The sequence below is a fragment of the Falsiroseomonas sp. RANM36 genome, assembly GCF_056682175.1.
This window is the reverse complement of the sequence record NZ_JBWXTD010000003.1, coordinates 296,420-316,235: the sequence shown is the minus strand read 5'-3', so window position 1 is coordinate 316,235 and position 19,816 is coordinate 296,420. Positions and strand designations below refer to the sequence as shown.

At 71.5% G+C, this 19,816-nt stretch carries 15 protein-coding genes and 1 pseudogene; 8 read left to right on the top strand and 8 right to left on the bottom strand.

The features are described 5' to 3' along the window. A partial coding sequence (locus tag AC1MIR_RS06300) for a LysR family transcriptional regulator (RefSeq protein ID WP_480027331.1) occupies positions 1–910 on the bottom strand: 910 nt, incomplete at its 3' end. Between the two features lie 247 nt (positions 911–1,157). Between AC1MIR_RS06300 and AC1MIR_RS06295 the strand changes: the two genes are divergently transcribed. Further along, positions 1,158–3,554, top strand: a complete 2,397-nt coding sequence (locus tag AC1MIR_RS06295) for an arylsulfatase (RefSeq protein ID WP_480027330.1) — start codon at positions 1,158–1,160, stop codon at positions 3,552–3,554. Continuing rightward, positions 3,448–5,013 (top strand): annotated as a pseudogene (locus AC1MIR_RS06290) (arylsulfatase); the annotation flags it as partial. The gene AC1MIR_RS06295 and the pseudogene AC1MIR_RS06290, both read left to right, overlap by 107 nt. Positions 5,014–5,261: 248 nt before the next feature. Here AC1MIR_RS06290 and AC1MIR_RS06285 read toward each other — a convergent pair. The 4 genes from AC1MIR_RS06285 to AC1MIR_RS06270 all read right to left on the bottom strand — a co-directional run bounded on the left by AC1MIR_RS06285 (position 5,262) and on the right by AC1MIR_RS06270 (position 10,243). Beyond that, entirely contained in the window at positions 5,262–6,248 is a 987-nt protein-coding gene (locus tag AC1MIR_RS06285; RefSeq protein ID WP_480027329.1) for a M28 family peptidase, read from the bottom strand. Beyond that, positions 6,245–7,666: a M20/M25/M40 family metallo-hydrolase gene (locus tag AC1MIR_RS06280; RefSeq protein ID WP_480027328.1), complete on the bottom strand. Its 1,422-nt coding sequence runs from the start codon at positions 7,664–7,666 to the stop codon at positions 6,245–6,247. The genes AC1MIR_RS06285 and AC1MIR_RS06280 overlap by 4 nt, the downstream gene beginning before the upstream one ends. Before the next feature lie 64 nt (positions 7,667–7,730). Continuing rightward, entirely contained in the window at positions 7,731–9,479 is a 1,749-nt protein-coding gene (locus tag AC1MIR_RS06275) for a M28 family peptidase (protein ID WP_480027327.1), read from the bottom strand. A 71-nt stretch (positions 9,480–9,550) separates the two neighbouring features. Then, positions 9,551–10,243 carry a FadR/GntR family transcriptional regulator gene (locus tag AC1MIR_RS06270; RefSeq protein ID WP_480027326.1) on the bottom strand — a complete coding sequence of 231 codons (693 nt, stop codon included), beginning with the start codon at positions 10,241–10,243 and terminating at the stop codon, positions 9,551–9,553. A 107-nt stretch (positions 10,244–10,350) separates the two neighbouring features. On the opposite strand from AC1MIR_RS06270, the gene AC1MIR_RS06265 reads away from it, so the two are divergent. Genes AC1MIR_RS06265 through AC1MIR_RS06240 form a run of 6 tightly spaced genes read left to right on the top strand, consistent with a single transcriptional unit; the run spans position 10,351 to position 18,468 of the window. Then, on the top strand, positions 10,351–11,343 hold the full coding sequence (locus AC1MIR_RS06265; RefSeq protein ID WP_480027325.1) for a Bug family tripartite tricarboxylate transporter substrate binding protein: 993 nt from the start codon (positions 10,351–10,353) through the stop codon (positions 11,341–11,343). Continuing rightward, positions 11,340–12,812, top strand: coding sequence for a sulfatase family protein (locus AC1MIR_RS06260; RefSeq protein WP_480027324.1), 1,473 nt, complete (start codon positions 11,340–11,342; stop codon positions 12,810–12,812). The genes AC1MIR_RS06265 and AC1MIR_RS06260 overlap by 4 nt, the downstream gene beginning before the upstream one ends. 19 nt (positions 12,813–12,831) lie before the next feature. Then, the gene (locus AC1MIR_RS06255) at positions 12,832–13,785 is read left to right on the top strand and encodes a Bug family tripartite tricarboxylate transporter substrate binding protein (RefSeq protein ID WP_480027323.1); all 954 of its coding nucleotides are present in this window, start codon (positions 12,832–12,834) and stop codon (positions 13,783–13,785) included. Further along, positions 13,782–15,263 carry a sulfatase-like hydrolase/transferase gene (locus AC1MIR_RS06250; RefSeq protein WP_480027322.1) on the top strand — a complete coding sequence of 494 codons (1,482 nt, stop codon included), beginning with the start codon at positions 13,782–13,784 and terminating at the stop codon, positions 15,261–15,263. The genes AC1MIR_RS06255 and AC1MIR_RS06250 overlap by 4 nt, the downstream gene beginning before the upstream one ends. Next, complete coding sequence (locus AC1MIR_RS06245; protein ID WP_480027321.1) at positions 15,260–17,476, top strand: arylsulfatase; 2,217 nt, start codon at positions 15,260–15,262, stop codon at positions 17,474–17,476. Before AC1MIR_RS06250 ends, AC1MIR_RS06245 begins: the two co-directional genes overlap by 4 nt. A gap of 23 nt (positions 17,477–17,499) precedes the next feature. Continuing rightward, positions 17,500–18,468, top strand: a complete 969-nt coding sequence (locus AC1MIR_RS06240; RefSeq protein WP_480027320.1) for a Bug family tripartite tricarboxylate transporter substrate binding protein — start codon at positions 17,500–17,502, stop codon at positions 18,466–18,468. On the opposite strand, the gene AC1MIR_RS06235 is transcribed toward AC1MIR_RS06240, so the two are convergent. The 3 genes from AC1MIR_RS06235 to AC1MIR_RS06225 are packed head-to-tail and all read right to left on the bottom strand — an operon-like array spanning position 18,455 to position 19,757. Beyond that, a complete protein-coding gene (locus AC1MIR_RS06235; RefSeq protein WP_480027319.1) occupies positions 18,455–18,628 on the bottom strand; it encodes a hypothetical protein in 174 nt (57 codons plus the stop codon). The genes AC1MIR_RS06240 and AC1MIR_RS06235 overlap by 14 nt on opposite strands. After that, positions 18,625–19,347 (bottom strand): SDR family NAD(P)-dependent oxidoreductase, encoded by a 723-nt coding sequence (locus AC1MIR_RS06230; RefSeq protein ID WP_480027318.1) that lies wholly within the window; start codon positions 19,345–19,347, stop codon positions 18,625–18,627. The genes AC1MIR_RS06235 and AC1MIR_RS06230 overlap by 4 nt, the downstream gene beginning before the upstream one ends. A gap of 11 nt (positions 19,348–19,358) precedes the next feature. Next, the gene (locus AC1MIR_RS06225; RefSeq protein ID WP_480027317.1) at positions 19,359–19,757 is read right to left on the bottom strand and encodes an SDR family oxidoreductase; all 399 of its coding nucleotides are present in this window, start codon (positions 19,755–19,757) and stop codon (positions 19,359–19,361) included. Positions 19,758–19,816: the final 59 nt, after the last annotated feature.

Sequence of the window (19,816 nt, the reverse complement as noted above, 5' to 3'; positions counted from 1 at the left end):
CGGCGGTGTCGCCCTCCCGCCCGCCCCCCCGGCGCCGCGGGCCGGCCGCCCCCCCCGCCCCCCCCAGCCGCAGGATCCCGAAATTGGCGACCAGCCAGTGCGGCTGCCAGGGCACGACAACCAGCGCACCCGTCCGCAGGTGCTGCGCGACGCTGCCCGCGGTGCAGGCCATGACGCCATCGGATTGCATCGCGATCGCCAGCGCGGCCCCGACGGATTCCGTGACGACGGCCGGGAAGGCCTCGTGCCGCCCGCTCCCGCGCGACGCCTGCAGGCCGGCGGCCACATGCGGCGCGAAGCGCGATGCCATCTGGGGCGGCACGATGCAGGGATGGCGGAACACATCCGCGGGCCCAGGGTCGCGCCCCGGCGCCGCCAGCGCGTGGCCGGGACGGACCACGAGAAGCAGCGGGTGCCGACGCAGCGGCGTGACCTCCAGCTCGTCCGCCGCCTCGAGGTCGGAGATCTCGGCGACGGCAAGCGTGCTCCGGCGATCCAGCACGCGACGCACGGCCGCCGCCGCCGTCCCGGCCTCCAGGCGCAACTGCACCCGCGGCTCCTGCGCGAGGAACCGCGCCGCGGCGCCGGCGACAACAGCCTCCATCGCGAATGGGCCGGCCGAGACCCAGAGCGTTTCCCGATGCTCGCCGCGCAGCTCGGCGAGCATCAGGGAGAGTTCCTCGGTCGCGCGCAGCACATCGCCACCCTTGGCGAGCACCGCCCGGCCGATGGCGGTCGGCGTCATCCCCCGGCGCGATCGCTCGAACAACTGCGCATTCAGCTTCGACTCCAGCGCCGCCAGCGCGCGGGTCAGCGCCGAGGGCGACATGCCGAGCACCCGTCCGGCACGCACCAGGCTGCCATGCTGGCCGATGGCCATGACGAGCTTCACGTGCCGTGCGTCCATCATGTTCCAAGCCTACACGATCAGGTTGCAGATCGGGAAAATTGCGGTCCCTCCGCGGCTTCGGGCAAGGTTGCCGGGAAGCGGGGGACGGCATGCCGGGTGTCACGAACGGACCATCGCGAAGGCTGCCCTGCGCCGCTGCGCGACCTTCGCCGGCGGCATCGTCCGGCCCTGGCGTCCTTCGCCGCAGCCACGCCGCTGCCGGCCGCGCCAGCCGATCGGGCCAGCCACTGCAACAGGGCCAGAAGCGATGAGAACCTCGATCCGCGCCTCGCTCCTCGCCACCGCGCTCGCGCTGCTGCAGCCTGCCCTGCCGGCCTCGGCGCAGCAACCAGGCGGCGTCTCGGCTGCCGACCAGGCGGGCCGCCACCTGCCCTTCCCCACCGCGCCCTCGGCCAGCACCGCCGGCCCGACGCTGGCGGAGTCCACGCATCAGCGACGGGTCGAGCCGCGCCGACTGCCGGAGGGCGCGCCTAACATCCTGATCGTGCTGCTGGACGATGTCGGCTTCGGGCTGCCCGACACCTTCGGCGGGCCGGTGCGCACGCCGACCCTGACCCGCCTGCGGGAGACCGGCATCGCCTACAATGCCTTCCACACCACCGCGATCTGCTCGCCCACCCGCGCCGCGCTGCTCACCGGGCGCAACGCGCATCATGTCGGCTCGGGCACCATCGCCGAGCGCGCGCTCGACTGGGACGGCTATGTCGGCGTGATCCCGCGCAGCGCCGCGACCATCGCGGAAGTGCTGCGGCATTACGGCTACGCGACATCGGCCTTCGGCAAGTGGCACAACACGCCGGCGACCGAGACGACGGCGATGGGCCCCTTCGACCGCTGGCCGACGGGCTACGGATTCCAGTACTTCTACGGCTTCCTCGCCGGCGAGACCTCGCAATGGGAGCCGCGGCTGGTGGAGAACACCAACCCGGTCGAGCCGCCGCACGACCCGCGCTATCACCTCAGCGAGGATTTGGCGGACCGCGCGATCACCTGGCTCCGCCGGCACCGCAGCTTCGCGCCGGACCGGCCCTGGCTGATGTACTGGGCGCCCGGCGCGTCGCACGGCCCGCACCACATCTTCCCCGAATGGGCGGACCGCTATCGCGGCCGCTTCGACGCCGGCTGGGACGCGCTGCGCGAGGAGACCTTCGCCCGCCAGCGCGCCATGGGCTGGATCCCGCCGGGGACGCAGCTCACGCCGCGCGAGCCGAGCATGCAGGCCTGGACCGAGATCCCGGACAGCCAGCGCGCCTTCCAGACCCGGCTGATGGAGGTCTTCGCAGGCTTCACCGAGCATGTGGACGCCCAGGTCGGCCGCCTGGTGGACGAGATCGAGCGGCAGGGCGCGCGCGACAACACGATCGTCATCTACATCTTCGGCGACAACGGCAGTTCCGCCGAAGGGCAGGAAGGCACGGTCAGCGAGCTGCTGGCGCAGAACAACATCCCGAGCACGGTGGAGCAGCAGATCGCGGCGCTCGATCGCCTCGGCGGGCTGGCGGCGCTGGGCGGCCCGGCGCTCGACAGCATGTACCATGCCGGCTGGGCCTGGGCCGGCAACACGCCCTTCCGCCACACCAAGCTGGTCGCCAGCCATTTCGGCGGCACGCGCAACCCGATGGTGATCTCCTGGCCCGCGCGCATCCGCCCCGACCGCACGCCGCGCGCGCAGTTCCACCATGTCGCGGACATCGCGCCGACGCTCTACACGTTGCTCGGCATCACGCCGCCGGAGACGGTGAACGGCGAGGCGCAGCTGCCGCTGGACGGCACCAGCCTCGCCTACACCTTCGACAGCGCGGCCCTGCCGGGTCGCGTGCGGACGCAGTATTTCGAGAACAACGGCAGCCGCGCGATCTACCATGAGGGGTGGATCGCCTCGACCTTCGGGCCATTCACGCCCTGGCGGGCCGCCGCGATCGGCAATATCGCGGAGTGGCGGCCGCAGGACGACCGCTGGGAACTCTACGACCTGACGCTCGACTTTTCGCAGGCCAATGATCTCGCGTCGCGCGAACCGGAGCGCCTCGCGGCGATGCGCCGGCTGTTCGACGAAACGGCGCGGCGCAACCTCGTCTGGCCGGTCGGCGCCGGCAACTGGCTGCGGCTGCACCCCGAGGACCGGATCGCGCCGCCCTACCGGCGCTGGGTCTTCGGGCCGGAGACGGTGCGGATGCCCGAATTCGCCGCGCCGGGGCTCGGCCGCGCAAGCAGCCGGGTGATGATCGAGGCCGAGGTCGCGGCCGAAGGCTCCGGCGTCCTCTATGCGCTCGGCGGCGCCGGCGGCGGCGTGACGCTCTACATGGATCGCGGCCGGCTGGTCTACGAATACAACATGATGATCGTCGAGCGCTTCGAAGCGCGCAGCGCCCAGCCGCTGCCCGCGGGGCGCCGGCTGATCGAGGTGGAGACGCGCTTCGCCAGCCCGCAGCCACGCGCGGCGGCCGAGGTGGTGCTGCGCGTGGACGGCGCGGAGGTGGCACGCACCACGGTCGCGCGAACCGTGCCCGCCGCCTTTTCCGCCTCCGAGACGCTGGATGTTGGCCGCGACCTCGGCTCGCCGGTTTCGCCCGCCTATGCCGCGCGCCGTCCCTTCGCCTTCGACGGCCAGGTGCATCAGATGCGCGTCGAACTGCTGGATTGAAGGGAAAGAGCCGATGCAAGGCCTGCTTCGCAAGGCGCTGATGGGCGCGACGCTGCTGGTGGCGCCGGCGGCGCTCGCCCAGCCGGCCGCCCAGCCCGCCGCACCCGGCGCCGTCCCGCAGGGCGCCGTCGTCGTGCCGCGGCCCGACCCGCCCTTCCGCGGCACGATCGGCCGCACGGTGCAGGAATCGCAGCCAGACTTCCCCGCCGGCGTGCAGGCGCCGGCCGGCGCACCGAACGTGCTGCTCATCATGCTCGACGATGTCGGCTACGGGCAGTTCGGCACCTTCGGCGGGCTGGTGCCGACGCCCGCGCTCGACGCGCTCGCGCAGCAGGGGCTGCGCTACACGCGGATGCACACGGTCGGCCTCTGCTCGCCGACGCGCGCGGCGATGCTCACCGGTCGCAACGCCCACAGCGTCGGCAACGGCATCATCACCGGCCTGGCCACCGGCTTTCCCGGCTACAACGCCATCATCCCCCGCGATGCCGGCACCGTGGCGCAGGTGCTGCGCGGCAACGGCTACGCCACCGCCTTCTTCGGCAAGAACCACAACACGCCGGAATGGCAGGCGAGCCCGGCCGGGCCCTTCCACCAATGGCCCACCGGCCTCGGCTTCGACTACTTCCTCGGCTTCAACTACGGCGAGATGTCGCAATGGGATTTCGCGCTGACCGAGAACACGCGGACCTTCGAGGTCCCGCCTGAGGTCCGCGGCACGCATCTGACCACCTTCCTCGCCGACCGCGCCATCGGCTGGATGCGCGAGCAGCGCTCGCTCGCGCCCGACCGGCCCTTCTTCCTGTATTTCGCCACCGGCGCGACGCACAGCCCGCACCACGCCCCGCGCGACTGGATCGAGCGCTTCCGCGGGCAGTTCGACATGGGCTGGGATCGCTACCGGGAGATGGCCTTCGAGCGCCAGAAGCGGCTCGGCGTGATCCCGCCCGAGGCCATCCTCACGCCGCGGCCGGCCGAACTTCCGGCCTGGGATTCGCTCTCGCCCGAGGAGCGGCGCGTCGCCGCGCGGATGATGGAGGTCTTCGCCGGCTTCACCGCGCATACTGACCACGAGGTCGGCCGCGTCATCGCCTCGCTCGACGACATGGGTGCGCGCGACGACACGCTGGTGATCTACGTCGTCGGCGACAACGGCGCCTCCGCCGAAGGCGGGCTCGGCGGCTCGACCAACGCGCTGCGCGCCTTCAACGGCGTGCCGGACGACCTGGCGAGCAACCTCGCCGCGCTCGACGGGCTCGGCGGGCCGCTCTACGCGAACCATTTCCCGGCCGGCTGGGCCTGGGCGATGAACACGCCCTTCCAATGGACCAAGCAGGTCGTCTCGCATCTCGGCGCGACGCGCAACCCGATGGTGGTCGCCTGGCCCGGCCGCGTGCAGGCGGGCGGCGTGCGCGCGCAGTTCCACCACGTGATCGACATCATGCCGACCATCCTGGAGGCGGCGAACATCCGCCTGCCGCTGGCGATCGAGGGCATCCAGCAGCGGCCGCTCGACGGCGTCTCCTTCGCCTACACCTTCGGCGAGGCCGGCGCGCAGGCCGAAGGAAGGCGACGCACGCAGGCGTGGGAGATGTTCGTGAACCGCGCGATCTACCACGATGGCTGGATGGCGTCCTCGCGCTGGCGGGTGCCGTGGGACCCGACGCCGCGCACCGGCTCGATCGACGAGGCGGCCTGGGAGCTCTATCACCTCGACGAAGACTTCTCGCAGGGACGCGACCTGGCGGCGGCGCCGCCCCCGCCCAGGCTGTCCACATTCACATGCGCGACGCAGCGGCGGTCCAGCTCGTCCCAATGCGTGTCGGCATACCAGGCCGAGCCCGAATAGCGCCCATGCGAATGGCCGGACCAGAAGCAGATGCGGAAGCCCCGCTTCAGCGCGGAGCGGCGCTGCGCAACCAGCCGGCCGACCTCCATCATGCCGCAATTGGCCGAGCCGTTGTCCATCACGCCGTAGTACCAGGTGTCGTAGTGGCCCGACATCATCACGAAGGGACCGTCGGCCTCCGGCCCGTCGAGCTCGCATTGCAGGATCGGCGTCTTGCGCCAGCCGGTGTCCACCTCGGCATGCAGCGTGACCTGCGGCTGCTTGCCGGCGGCGAGCGCATCGCGGATCGCGCCGCCATCGGCGTTGTTGACGCTGCAGGCGACGGTGCGCGGCATCTCCGCCAGCGTGCTCGCGCCCGGGCTGCCCCAGACCGGGGAGATGCACATCTCGTGGATGTGCTCGTGATGGCTGATGTGCAGCTGTCCCGCCGCGCCGGCCGCGGTGGCGCGCGCCGCGCCGGCGGGCGTCGCCATCCCCTCCACCAGCACGATGCGGCCGCGCAGATCCTTGCCGGCGAAATCCTCGTCGGTGCCGTGGCCGAGATAGACCGGCACGCCCGAGAGCCCGCCCGCCGGCGATGGCAGGGAGAAGGACTGCGTGATCGCCGTCACCGCCTTGCCGTCCACCGTGACGCTCGCCTTGCCGGGCAGGCTGATGAAGGCGTCGTGCAGCAGCAGTGTGGTGCGGAAGCCGTATTCCTGCATCCGCTTCTCGAGGAAGCCGAAGGCCTCGCGCTCCTCCGCGGTGCCCGACAGCTTCACCCAGCGCGCGATCTCGCGCAGGTTCGCCATCATCTCCGGGCCGCTGACGGCGGCGGCGAGGGTGTCACGCGGAGCGTCGGTCATCGCGGGGTTCCTTTCGTATCGCGGCGAGGCGTCTGGCCCTCGCCGATATCCCACCAGAGCCCGGCCATCAGGCCGAGCCCCTCGCGCAGCAGCGGCGCCAGCGCGTGCTCGTCCGGGCCGTGCTGGTTGCAGCCGGCATAGCTGTTCGGGATCCAGATCACCGGCAGTCCCAGCTCCTCCTGGAACATGTCTGAAGGATTGGAGCCGGAGGAATTCGGCACGATGTTGGGCGCGCGGCCGGCGCTGCGCTGCATGCTGTCGGCGACGAAGCGCACCCAGGGGTCGTCGGGATCGGTGCGGCTGGCGCCGAACATGTCGCGCTCCATCACCGGCTCGATCCGCACGATCTGGAAGCCGTGCTTGTCCAGGTGGCGGCGGAGTGCCGGCACGATGTCGGCCCCCCTGATGTCCGCGCAATGGCGCACCTGCAGCCGCGCGCGCGCCTCGCCCTGCACGGCGTTGGTCGGCGCATCCGGATGGCCGGTGAGGGCGGCGAGCACGATCACGCTCGTCCACCCGAAGATTTTTTCCGCCTTGGTCAGACCGGGCTCGCCCCAGTCGGGGTCGCCTTCCGGCAGGCCCGGGATGTCCTCGAACACCAGGGCGCCGATCGCGCGCTTCACCGCGGGCGGGATCTCCTTCGGCGTCCAGCCCTCCACCAGGATGCGGCCCTTGCGGTCCACGATGCTCGCCATGGCCTGCGCCAGCACGAAGCCGGGATCGGTCAGCACGCCGCCCCAATGGCCCGAATGATGCGCGTGGTCGCGCAGATGCACCACGAGGTCGAAAGCGACGCCGCCCCGCGCGCCGAGCTTCATCTCCGGCATGAAGGTCGTCTGCCGCGGCCCGTCGAGGCCGATGAACACATCGGCCGCAAGCCGCTCCTTCTCCGCCCGCAGCAGCTCGCGCAGCCCGGGCGAGCCCTGTTCCTCGCCCGTCTCCACCAGCACCTTCGCATTGAAGTCGAGGCGGCCGCGCTCCGCGATCACCGCACGCAGCGCCTCGATGGCGATCAGATGCTGGCCCTTGTTGTCCACCGTGCCGCGGCCGTACCATTTCTCGCCGCGCACCGTCACCCGCCAGGGATCGAGCCCGTCGCTCCATTTCGGCGCCAGCCCGCGCACCACGTCGCCATGGCCATAGACCAGCACGGTGGGCAGCGCGGGATCCTCGATGCGCGTCGCGACGAAGACCGGGCCGCGACCCATGCGCGGGTTGTCCAGCACGATGGCGTCGAAGCCCATGCCCTGCATCAGCGCGGGCATCGTCTCGGCGCAGTAGCGCGTCAGCGCCGGCAGGCTGCCCTCGAGCTGGCTTTCGGTCGGCACGGCGACGAGGTCGCGCAGCCGCGCGAGGTAGTCGCCCTCGTCGAAGCCGCGCTGCGCCCGCGCGATGGCCCCGGCCCGCGACGCTGTCATACCCTCATCCCCAGCTGCTCGCTCCGATGCTGGCACGCATCCGCGTCCGGCGGAAAGGTCCGCCTCATCCGCCCGCGGCGCGCACCAACCGCGTCGCCTCCCGCAGCGCCGCGACGTAGCGGTTGCGCCCGCGCAGCAGCTGCGTCTGCGCGAAGCCGCGCATCGTGCCTTCTTGGCGCGCGAGCTCGGTCGCGACCGCGAGGCAGGGCAGCGCAGGCGCCGTGAAGGCCGGGTCGTGCGTGAAGCGCGGGCGTCTGGTGAAGTCCAGCGGCACCAGGATGCGCGCCAGGCGCTTCAGGACCGTATTGGCCCGCGCGGCCGGGACCGAGCCCGCGGCCGCATCCCGCTGCAGCGCCGCGACCGCAGCGGCGAACTCCTCCGTTGCGGCGACGGCGGGGGAGAGGTCGGCCAGCTCGCCCGCCGCCTCGGCGTAGCGCGCGAGCGTCGCAGCGAAATTCCCGGCCGTCGCGGTGAAGTCGAAGGGCAGGAGTTCGGGCTGCGTCACGCGCAGCACCGACAGCAGGTAGATCCGCATGTCGCGCAGCAGGTTGTCGCGGTCGGCGATCTCCAGCGTGTCGTTCTCGGTGTGCCAGGCGATATTCCCGCCGCAGCCGGAGACGTCATAGTAGCCCTTTTCCTTGCGGAGCGCCTCCGGCATCGTCGAGCTCAGCATGTAGAAGCTGCTGATGCCGATGTTGGAGAAGCTGTAGTCGCCGGCCTGGGGCGGGCGCCTGATCTTGACCCCGGCGTCGGGCACCAGTTCCGTGATCGCCGCGGTCACCAGCGCCGCCGTTTCCGGCAGGGCGGTCGTGTCGTGGAAGCTCGTGGCCCAGCGGCAGCCGGGGCTGTCGCAATTCACCTGCGCGACGCAATGCTCGTCGAGATCGATGGCGAAGGCATCCGAATACCAGGTGCTGCCCGCATAGCGCCCGGTGGAATGGCCGGGCCACCAGCAGATCCGCACGCCGCGCCGCAGCCCCGTGCGGTTGGCCCAGAGGATGCGTGCGATCTCCAGCAGCGTCGCGTTGCCGGTGGCGTTGTCGCCCACGCCGACATCCCAGGAATCGTAGTGGCCGTGCAGCAGCACGAAGTCCTCGGTGCCGTCCGTGCCGGGGATCCGCACCTCCGGCACGACCTGCGCGAACAGGCCTTCCAGCAGCTCGCTGCGGATCGTCGCGCTGCCGCCGGCCTCGGCGACCTTGCGCAGCGCCTCGCCGCTCGCCTTGTTCACCGTGGCCATCGGGATCTTCGGCTTGCGCGGCAGGTCGTCGAGGTCGGGCGTGCCCCAGATGGTCGTGCAGGTGCCCCAATGCACATCGACGCCCGGATTGGCGGCGATCACGCCGAGCCCGCCCCATTCCTCCACCAGCGAGGCAATGGCCGGGTTGCCGAAGCCCTCCGTCAGCAGGATCTTCCCGGCGACGCGCGCGCGCGCCTCCGCCTCGTCGCGGATGCTGCCGCCGAACAGCTTGCCGATGTCGCGCGAATAGGAGCGCAGCGCGGCCGGGTTCGCCGGCAGATAGACCAGCGGCGCGGTGCGCCCCTGCGGCACCGGCAGCGAGGAGGTGGGCGGCTTGGCGCGATGCGTGACGCCGCCCGCCTCCACCGAGGCCGACAGCGGCACGGCCAGGTAGATCTCCGGCCGGTGCAGCGTGACGGGAATGCCGAGGGCGCGTAGCCGCTCGCCGATCATCTCGCCGCTGCGGTTCACCTCGTCGGGCAGGGTCCGCACGGTGCGCGAGAAGGTCTCCACCAGTTCCCAGGGCGCATCCAGCGTCACCTGGTCCAGCAGCGTCCGTTCGAATGCGTTCATCGTCGCGCCCTCCCACCCCATCAGGCGGGCGACAGGCTCGCACCGGATGGCGCCGCGCGGAAGCCGGGCGGCTATGCGCCTTCCAGGTCCTGGAGCCGCGCGCGGCGCACGGCAGAAAGGTGGCGGCGCATCGCAGCGCGCGCCCCTGCGCCGTCGCCGGCCACGATCGCCGCGGCGATGGCGGCGTGCTCGGCCAGGTTGTCGCGCCGCCGCGCGGCCGAGACGGCAAGGTCCGTCAGGCGGCTGGCCAAGGGCGTGGTCTGGTCGCGCCACAATCCGCCGACGATGCGCGCAAGGGCGGTGTTGCCGGCAGCCTCCGCGATGGCGAGGTGGAAGGCGCGGTCGGTCTCCTCGTCGGGGCGGCCGGCGCGGCGTGAGGCGGCCATGCGGCCGAAGGCCTCGCCGACGGCGGCGCGCGCCGCGGGCTCCGCTCGGGCGGCGCGGGCGGCGCAGAGCGGGGGCCCCCCCCCCCCCGCCGCCCCCCCCACCGGCGGGGTCGGCGCATCCGTCGTCGCCGGGGCCTCCTGCGAGGCGCGGCTGCGGACATAGACGCCGGAGCCGCCGCGCACTTCGACAAGGCCGGCGATCTCGAGCGCGATCAGCGCCTCCCGCACCGACGGCCGGCTGACATTCAGGCGCTGCGCCAGGTCGCGCTCGGCGGGCAGGCGGCTGCCGCGCGGGAGGTCGCCGCGCGCGATCATCGCGGCGATCTGCTCGGCGATACGTCGGAACAGGCGGCGGGGTTCGATGGGCTCGAAGGGCATGGGACCGGGTCGCTGGTTGACAGATGTTTGGCACCCGTACCAGCATCCATCAACTGGTCAGGCCACCTTGCCGCACAAGACCGGACGGTTCATCGGAGGAGGAAGCGATGCCAGACAACACGGCCGCGCCGGCGCTTGGCCGCCGCGCGATGCTCGCCGGCCTGACGGCCGCCTGCGCCCTGCCCTCTCTTGCGCGGGCGCAGGGCGCCTGGCCGACGCGGCCGGTGCGCATCGTGGTGCCCTTCGCCCCCGGCGGCACGACCGATGTCGCCGCGCGGCTGCTGGGCAACCATCTCTCGCCGCGGCTCGGCCGCACCGTGGTCGTCGAGAACAAGGCGGGCGCCACGACCACGATCGGCGCCGCCGAGGTCGCGCGGGCGGAGCCCGATGGCTACACCTTCCTGATGGCGCCGCCGCCCTTCGTGATCGTGCAATACGCCTTCCCCAGCCTGCCCTACGATCCGGAGAAGGATTTCCGCTCGGTCGCGATGGTGATGACCTCGCCCTTCGTGCTGGTGGTGCGCGCGGGGCTCGAAGTGAATTCGGTGGCCGACCTCGTCGCGATGGCGAAGGCGCGGCCCGGCGCGTTGACCTACGGCTCGCCGGGCCCGGGCTCGCTGCCGCATGTCGCGACGGAGCTGTTCCTGCAGCGCGCGGGCATCCAGGTGCTGCACGTGCCCTATCGCGGGGGCGGGCCGGCGGTGGCGGATCTCGCCGCGGGGCGGATCGACTTCATGCTCGGCTCGCCGCCGGAATCCGCGGCGCAGGTGGATGCCGGCCGCATCCGCCGCATCGCGGTCGCCACGGCGGAGCCGAGCCCGCTGGTGCCGGGCCTGCCGACGATTGCCGCCACGGTGCCCGATGTACGGGTGGAATACTGGGCCGGCCTGCTGGCGCCCGCCGCCACGCCGGACGCCATCGTCAACCGCATGCATGCCGAGACCCAGGCGGTGCTCGCCATGCCGGAGGTCAAGGAGCGCCTGCACGGCCTCGGCGCCGCCGCGGCACCGGGCAGCATCGCCGATTTCGACCGCCTTCTCGCCGCGGAGCGCGCGCAGTTCCGCGAAGCCGTGGCGAAGGCCGGGATTCGCGTGCAATGAGCGAGGCCGGGCGGCGCCCGAACATCCTGTGGTTCTGTTCCGACCAGCAGCGCTGGGACACGGTGGGCGCGCTCGGCAACCCGCATATCCGCACGCCGGCGCAGGACGGGCTGGTGGCGTCCGGCACCGCCTTCCGCCGCGCCTATACGCAATCGCCGATCTGCACGCCGTCGCGCGCCAGCTTCCTCACCGGCCGCTATCCCGCCACGCACCAGGTCTATCGCAACGGCAACGCCTTCTTCCCCGCGCATGAGAAGCTGGTGACGAAGATCTTCGCCGAGGCCGGCTACGATTGCGGCCTGATCGGCAAGCTGCATCTCTCGGCGGCGAAATACAGCGAGAAGCGCGCCGATGACGGCTATCGCTTCTACGCCTACAACCACCACCCGACGCCCGATGCCGCGCATGCGGACGCCTATGAGCACTGGCTGCGGCATGAGAAGCGGGTGGATCCGCAGGCGCTGTTCCGCGACAAGGGCGCCTTCTGCGGCCCTGGCGTGCCGGCCGAGCTGCACCAGAGCACCTGGTGCGCGGAGATGGCGATGCGCTTCATCGCGGATCGGCGCGACGGTCCGTGGCTGCTCTCGGTCAACGCCTTCGATCCGCATGCGCCCTTCGACGCGCCGCCCGAAGCGCTGGCGAAGGTGGACCCCGAGAGCCTGCCGCCGCCGCTCTGGCGCCCTTCCGACGCCGAGCGGTGGCAGGATTTCGCCCGGGTGGACCAGCAGCAGGTCGAGCCGATCGACCCCACCGTGCGTCGCGCGGCGACGCCCGCGCCGGCCGAGCGCGACCACGACAAGGTCGCCTCCCATGTCCCAGGCGACTACGACGCCCAGCTGGTGAAGGCGAACTACTACGCGATGATCGAGCATCTCGATGCGCAGTTCGGCCGCATCCTGGAGACGTTGCGGACCACCGGGCAGCTCGAGAACACCATCGTGGTCTACATGAGCGACCATGGCGAGCTGCTGGGCGATCATGGGCTGGTGCTGAAGGGCTGCCGCTTCTTCGACGGGCTGGTGCGCGTGCCGCTGATCCTCTCCTGGCCGGGCCGCTTCGCGCAGGGCCTGCAGAGCGAGGCGCTGGTGGAGCTGGTGGATGTGGCGCCGACGCTGCTGGAGGCTGCGGGGCTGGAGGTGCCCTGGGCGATGCAGGGCCGCTCGCTTCTGCCGATCGTGGAAGGCCGCGCCGACCCGCACCGCCACAAGGATCGCGTGGTCAGCGAGTACAAGGATTCCGTCGGCGGTCATCGGGACCACACGCACGGCTCCATGGTGTTCGACGGGCGCTTCAAGTCGGTGGTCTATCATGGCCATCCGAAGGGCGAGATCTTCGACCACGCCAGCGATCCCGGCGAGTTCGACAATCTCTGGGACGACGCGACGCTGCGCGCCGAACGGCTGAAGGTCCATCTGGACGCGCTGGCCGCGACGATCAGCGCCGGCCCGCCGCGCAGCGCGCTGTATTGAACGCGGAGGAACCGCCGTGATGCGACGCAGGACGTTCGGGCTAACTGCCGCCGCCCTGGCCGCGCCGGGCGTGGCGCGCGCCGCGTGGCCGGAGAAGCCGGTGACGGTCATCGTCCCCTATCCGCCCGGCGGCAACAACGACATCCTCGCCCGGCTGGTCGGCCCGACGGTGGAGCGGGAGATCGGACAGCCCCTGGTGATCGAGAACCGCGGCGGCGGCGGGGGCACCATCGGCGCGGGTGCGGCGGCGCGCGCGCCGGCGGATGGGCACACGCTGCTCTTCGCCGATATCGGCATCCTGGCCATCGCGCCGCATCTGTTTGCGCGGCTGCCCTACGACCCGGACGCCTTCGCGCCGATCATCCGCCTGACGGAGGTTTCCCTACTCGTCGGTGTGCCGAAGGACAGCCCGTTCCGGAGTGTCGCCGATCTCGTCGCCGCGGCGAAGGCGCGGCCGGATGCGCTGAACTTCGGCACGCCGGGGCCGGGCACCGCTGGGCATCTGGCGACGCAGATGCTGATGAGCCTGAGCGGGACGAAGATGACGCATGTGCCCTTCCGCGGCAGCGCGCCCGCGGCCCAGGAGCTGATCGCGGGGCGCATCGACCTGCTCATCGACGGCACGCTGCTGCCCGCGGTGAACCAGGGCCAGGTGCGCGCGCTGGCCGTCACCGGCGCGCGCCGCAGCCCCTTCACGCCGGACCTGCCGACGATGGCCGAGGCCGGCGTGCCGGGCTACGCCTTTGCCTCCTGGCACGGCGTGGTGGCGCCGCGCGGCGTGCCGGCGGAGGCGGTGCAGAAGCTCAACGCCGCCTACAACGTCGCGCTGCGCGATCCCGCGGTGCTCGATCGCGCGCGCCAGCTCGGCCTGCCTTTCGCTGGCGGCAGCGCGGCGGATTTCGCAAGCTGGATCCAGGCGGAGCGCCAGAAATTCGGGCCGCTGGTGCAGGCCACCGGGGCGCGGGTGGAGTGACGACGCGCCCGAACATTTTGTTCGTTACGGTCGATCAGTGGCCGGCCTCGCTGACCGGCTATGAGGGCCATCCGACCATCCTGACGCCGACGCTGGATCAGCTGGCGCGCGTCGGCGTGCGCTATCCGCGCACCTATTCCGAATGCCCGATCTGCATCCCCGCGCGCCGCACGATGATGACCGGCACCACGGCACGCCAGCATGGCGACCGCAGCTTCGATCCGGCGCTGCGCATGCCGGACCTGCCGACGCTGCCCGGCATCCTGCGCGACGCCGGCTATCAGACGACCGCGGTCGGCAAGCTGCATGTCTATCCGCCGCGCGATCGCATCGGCTTCGACGAGGTGCATCTGGCCGAGGAAGGAAGGCCGCATCTCGGCGGGCCGGATGACCACGACATCTACATCGCCGACCAGGGCTTTCCTGGCCGCGGCTTCGACCACGGCATGAACAACAACGACTATCTCTGGCGCCCCTGGCACCTGCCGGAACACTGCCATGTCACCAACTGGACGACGTGGAAGATGTGCCGGGAGATCAAGCGGCGCGATCCGACGCGGCCGGGCTTCTGGCACCTCTCATACACCGCGCCGCATCCGCCGCTGATCCCGCTCAACGCTTATCTCGACATCTACCGGGATGCCGATGCGCTGCCGCCGGCGATGGGGGCGTGGGCGAAGGAGGAGGCGGCGCAGCCCTATGCGCTGCGCGCGGTGCGCGACTACTGGGCGCATGTGAAGCCGCACCACCACCGCCAGATCATGCAGGCCTTCATGGCGCTCTGCACGCATATCGACCACCAGCTTCGCCTGGTGATCGGCACGCTGCGCGAGGAAGGGCTGCTGGACGAGACGGTGATCCTGTTCACCGCGGATCACGGCGACATGCTGGGCGCCCACGGCCTCTGGGCGAAGCGGCTCTACTACGAGGACAGCGCGCGCGTGCCGACGCTGCTGGTCGGCCCCGCCGGCGATGCGCGCACGCAGCCGGGCGCGGTGGACAACCGCCTGGTCGGCCTTGCGGATGTGATGCCGACACTGCTGGACTTCGCCGGCGTGCAATCACCGGCGCATGTCGAGGGCCTCTCGATGGTGGGGCAGGCACGCCGCGAAGTGTTCCTCGGCGCCTGCCGGGAGGATGCGAACGCCACGCGCATGGCGACGGACGGCCGCTACAAGCTGCTCTGGTATCCCTGCGGCAACGTGATGCAGCTCTTCGATCTGCAGGAGGATCCGCGGGAGCTGCATGACCGCGGCGCGGACCCCGATCTGGCCGGCGTGCGCGCGAAGCTGGAGGCGGCGCTGGTCGAGGGCGCCTGGGGCGCCGACCTGGACTGGATCAGGGACGGCAAGCTGGTCGGCATGCCGGCGCGCGAATTCCGCAGCGGCGCCAATCGCGGCCTGTCGGGCCAGCGCGGCCATCACTACCCGCCGCCGCCCATCATGGACGCCAGCATCGTCGTGGGAACACCGGGATGACACAGCATATCGGCCGCTCGCGCGAGGACAGCACGCCGGAATGGCCGGCGCGGCACCATGCGCCGAAGGGCGCGCCGAACATCGTCGTCATCCTGATGGACGACATGGGCTTCTCCGATCCCGGCTGCTTCGGCGGCGAGATCGAGACGCCCAACATGGACCGGCTCGCGAAGGAAGGGCTGCGCTTCAACCACTACACCACGCATCCCATCTGCTCGCCGGCGCGCGCCGCGCTGCTCACCGGCATCAACGCGCATGCCGCGGGCACGGGATGGCTCGCGAACAACGATGGCGGCTATCCCGGCTATCGGGGCGAGATCCCGCTGGATTGCGCGACCCTGCCGGAGACGCTGCGCGCTTCCGGCTATGCCACCTGCGCCGTCGGCAAGTGGCACAACACGCCGACGGCGGATTGCACGCCGGCCGGCGACAAGCGCTCCTGGCCGTGCCAGCGCGGCTTCGACCATTTCCACGGCTTCCTGGAAGGCGAGACGCATTTCTTCTTCCCGACGGCGCTGACCGCCGGCAACCAGGTGATCCCCGTCGAGGCCTATCCGCGCGACTACTACGCGACGGATGACTGGATGACGCAGTCGCTGCGCTGGGTGACGGACCTGCGCGCGCATTCGCCGGACAAGCCCTTTTTTCTCTACGTCGCGAACAACGCACCGCATGCGCCGCTGCAGGCGAAGCCCGCGGACCTCCAGAAATACCGGGGCCGCTACGACATCGGCTGGAGCGCGCTGCGGCAGGCGCGCCACGAGCGCCAGATCGCGATGGGGTTGATCCCGCCGGATACGAAGCTGCCCGCCTCCGATGCGCGTGTCGCCGCCTGGGAGAAGACGGACCCCGCGGACCGCGCCATGCTCGCGCGGCACATGGAATGCTACGCGGCGATGATCGACTGCGTGGACCAGAACATCGGTCGCCTGCTGGACTTCCTGGACGAGGTCGGGGAGCGCGAGAACACCATCATCCTCGTCACCTCCGACAACGGCGCGACCGATGCCGGCGGGCCGACGGGGATGTTCAACAACAACCGCCGCTACATGGGGCTCGCCCCGCCGCCGATCGAGGTGGAGCGCGGGACGGCGCACGATCTCGGCAGCCCGCGCAGCGCCAGCCTCTATCCCACCGGCTGGGGCGAGATGTGCAACGCGCCGTTTCCCTCCTTCAAGACCTATACGGGCGCGGGCGGACGGCGCGTGTCGTTCATCCTCTCCTGGCCGAAGCGCATTCCTGATCCCGGCGCGATCCGCACGCAATTCGTGCATGTCACCGACATCATGCCGATGCTGCTCGATTGCGCCGCGGCGCCGGCGCTCGCGCAGGTGCACGGCAGGCCCGCGCGGCACATGGACGGGCGCAGCTTTGCCGCGCTGCTGCGCGAACCCGCCGCCGCCGCGCCGCGCCGCGAGCAATACTACGAATGCTGGGCCAACCGCGCCTACTACCGGGATGGCTGGCTGGCGCGGTCCATCCAGAAACGCGGTGCGGCGATCGACTGGAACAACTGGACGCTGCACGACCTCACGCGCGACTTCTCCGAATCGACGGATCTGGCCGCGCGGCATCCGGAGAAGCTGAAGGAACTGGTGGAGGCCTTCGACACGGCGGCCTGGTCGAACCAGGTCTATCCGCTGGACAATCGCGACCGGCTCGACAAGTTCCGCGACCTTGCGCCGGAATACGCCGCGCGTGCCGACCAGCCGCGCCGGTTCCTGCCGGGTGCGGACACGGTGCACCGCTTCGACACCTTCCCGCTGATCAGCGACCGCGACTACGTGATCGTCGTGCGCGCGTCGTATCGGAAGGGCGATGAGGGGATCCTGTGGGCGATCGGCGACCCGACCGGCGGCATGGTTATGTGGGTCGAGCGCGGGCGGCTCCACTTCCACTACAACGGCTTCGGCGAGACCACCGACCTGCCCTCCGTGCCGATGCCCGAAGGCGACTGCACCATCGCACTGGAGTATCGCGCGCATGGCGGGCGGCTGGGCGAGGGCCGCCTGGTGATCGACGGCGCAGAGGCCGTGCCCTTCACGCCGATGTCGCCGACCATGGTGTTCTACGGCGTCTTCGAAGGGCTGGATGTCGGCATGGACCGTCGCGGCCCGGTGCTGTGGGACCTCTATGAGCGGCACGGCGCGTTCCCCTATTCCGGCCGCATCCGCGACGTCACCGTCACGCCCGGCAAACGCGCGCCGCGCTGAACCAGAACAAGGGAGGACACGCCATGCTTCGCCGCCATTTCGCCACGCTCGCCCTCGGGGCGCTCGCCACGCCGGCGCTTGCGCAGGGCGCCGAGGCCTGGCCGACGCGGCCGGTGCGCTTCGTCGCGCCCACCGCCGCGGGCGGCGCGCTCGATCGCGTTGCGCGTCTTCTTGCGCAGCAGCTGTCGGACCGCTTCGGCCAGTCCTTCCTGGTCGAGAATCGCGGCGGCGCCGCGGGCGTGCCGGGCATGGACATCGTCGCGAAGGCGCAGCCGGATGGCTACACGCTGCTCTTCGCCGCGGCGCCGATCGCGCTGAACACCGCGCTCGGCATGCGGCTTCCCTACGATGTCGGGCGCGACTTCGCGCCGGTGAGCCTCGTCGCCTCGATCCCTGCGCTGGCGGTGGTGCATCCGACGCGGCCGGAGCGCTCGCTCGCCGACGTGATCGCCGCCGGCAAGACGCCGGCCGGCTTCAACATGGCCGTGCCGAATGTCGGCGCGGTGACGCATCTGATGGCGGAGGTGCTGCGCGCGAAGAGCGGGCCGGGCTTCACCGTGGTCGCCTATCGCGGCGCCGGCCAGGCGATCCAGGATGCGCTGTCGGGCCAGGTGCACGGCTTCTACGATGCGCTGGTGCCGACCGGCGCGCATGTGGTCGATGGCAAGCTGCGCGGCATCGCCATCGGATCGCGCCAGCGCCATCCGATGCTGCCCGACGTGCCGACCGTGATCGAGCAGGGGATGCCGGAACTGATCGGGTCCGGCTTCTACGGCATCCTGGCACCTGCCGGCACCGATCCCCGGATTCTCACCAAGCTGCATGGCGGCATCGTCGCCGCGATGGGCGAGGGGACGGAGCTGCGCAGCCGCCTCATCAGCCAGGGCTACGAGGTGCATGCCAGCACACCCGCCGAATACACCGCCTTCATTCAGAACGAGATCACCCGCTGGACCCCCGTGGTCCGCGCCGCCGGCATCAAGGTGGAATAGCGAAGGCAGGGGCGCCGGGGGGGGGGGGGGGGCCCCCGGGGGGGGGGGGGGGGGGGGGGGGGGGGGGGGGGGGGGGGGGGGGGGGGCGGGGCGGCCGCCCCCCCCCCCCCCCCCCCCCCCCCCCCCGGGGGGGGGGGGGGGGCCCCCCCCCCCGTTTCATGCCCCGTATCTGAGCCGCGTCGAGACGACCTGCCCCGTCATGAAACGGTTGGCGGTGCCGGCCAGGAACAGCACGATCTCCGCCACGTCCTCCGGCGTGCTGCAGGTCCCCAGCACGTCGAGCGCCAGCTTCTCCTCCCAGTTCGGGTTGCCGCCGCGGGCGAGCGGCGTGTCCGTCATGCCCGGGTTGATCCCGTTCACCGTCACGCCGTGCCGGCCCAGCGCCAGCGCCAGGCTCTTCACCAGCGCCAGCATGCCGCCTTTCGCCGCGGCGTAGTGCGCGAAATCCGCCGCGCCGTGGATGCCGCGGTCGGAGGTCATCAGGATCATCGTGCCGGCGCCGCGTTCGCGCATGTGCCGGCCCACCTCGCGCGTGACGAAGAAGCTGCCGTCGAGATTGACCCTCAGCACGTGATGCCACTGCTCGTCCGTCATCTCGAAATACGGGTTGCGCGGGAAGATTCCGGCCGCGTGCAGCAGGATGTCGATGCGGCCGTGGCGGGCGATGGTCTGGTTCACGATGCGCGCGACATCCGCGGACGAGCCTATGTCGCCGACCATCGCGGTGCAGCCGGCTTCGGCCGCCACGGCGCCGGCGCCCTCGGCGTTGCGGTCGAACACCACCACCTGCGCGCCGTGCCGCGCCAACGCCATGGCAGCTGCGCGCCCGATGCCCGAAGCGCCGCCCGTGACGAGCGCGACCTTGCCTTGCACCGACATGAAAGCGTCCTTCAGCTTGCCAGCCAGCCGCCATCGATGGCGAGCGGCGTGCCGGTGATGTCCGCGGCGGCGTCGGAGCACAGGAACACCGCCAGCGCGGCGACGCGTTCCGGCGTGACGAGGCGGCCGGAAGGCTGCTTGCCGACCATGAAGGCGCGCATCACCTCGTCCTCGCTCCTGCCGGAGGCGGCCCGGCGCGTGGCCAGCGTGCGGCGCGTGTTCGGCGTGTCCACCGCGCCGGGGCAGAGCGCGTTGCAGGTGACGTTGAAGTCCAGCCCCTCCAGCGCGGCGACGCGGGTCAGGCCGATCAGCCCGTGCTTGGTGGCGCAGTAGTCGGCGCGGGGGGGGCCCCCCCCCCCGCCCGGGGGGGGGGTCCACCCCGCCCCCGGCCTGTGCCAGCGAATAGCCATGCGCGGCCGTGAGGAACGTCACGGCGAAGGCAACGAAGCATCCCTGCACCACCGCGAAG

Bases quoted from the DNA above. Each gene is read 5' to 3' on its own strand.
- AC1MIR_RS06295 (WP_480027330.1), top strand. From the start codon at position 1,158: ATGAGAACCTCGATCCGCGCCTCGCTCCTCGCCACCGCGCTCGCGCTG.
- AC1MIR_RS06285 (WP_480027329.1), bottom strand. From the start codon at position 6,248: ATGACCGACGCTCCGCGTGACACCCTCGCCGCCGCCGTCAGCGGCCCG.
- AC1MIR_RS06280 (WP_480027328.1), bottom strand. From the start codon at position 7,666: ATGACAGCGTCGCGGGCCGGGGCCATCGCGCGGGCGCAGCGCGGCTTC.
- AC1MIR_RS06275 (WP_480027327.1), bottom strand. From the start codon at position 9,479: ATGAACGCATTCGAACGGACGCTGCTGGACCAGGTGACGCTGGATGCG.
- AC1MIR_RS06270 (WP_480027326.1), bottom strand. From the start codon at position 10,243: ATGCCCTTCGAGCCCATCGAACCCCGCCGCCTGTTCCGACGTATCGCC.
- AC1MIR_RS06265 (WP_480027325.1), top strand. From the start codon at position 10,351: ATGCCAGACAACACGGCCGCGCCGGCGCTTGGCCGCCGCGCGATGCTC.
- AC1MIR_RS06260 (WP_480027324.1), top strand. From the start codon at position 11,340: ATGAGCGAGGCCGGGCGGCGCCCGAACATCCTGTGGTTCTGTTCCGAC.
- AC1MIR_RS06255 (WP_480027323.1), top strand. From the start codon at position 12,832: ATGCGACGCAGGACGTTCGGGCTAACTGCCGCCGCCCTGGCCGCGCCG.
- AC1MIR_RS06245 (WP_480027321.1), top strand. From the start codon at position 15,260: ATGACACAGCATATCGGCCGCTCGCGCGAGGACAGCACGCCGGAATGG.
- AC1MIR_RS06240 (WP_480027320.1), top strand. From the start codon at position 17,500: ATGCTTCGCCGCCATTTCGCCACGCTCGCCCTCGGGGCGCTCGCCACG.
- AC1MIR_RS06235 (WP_480027319.1), bottom strand. From the start codon at position 18,628: ATGAAACGGGGGGGGGGGCCCCCCCCCCCCCCCCGGGGGGGGGGGGGG.
- AC1MIR_RS06230 (WP_480027318.1), bottom strand. From the start codon at position 19,347: ATGTCGGTGCAAGGCAAGGTCGCGCTCGTCACGGGCGGCGCTTCGGGC.
- AC1MIR_RS06225 (WP_480027317.1), bottom strand. From the start codon at position 19,757: ATGGCTATTCGCTGGCACAGGCCGGGGGCGGGGTGGACCCCCCCCCCG.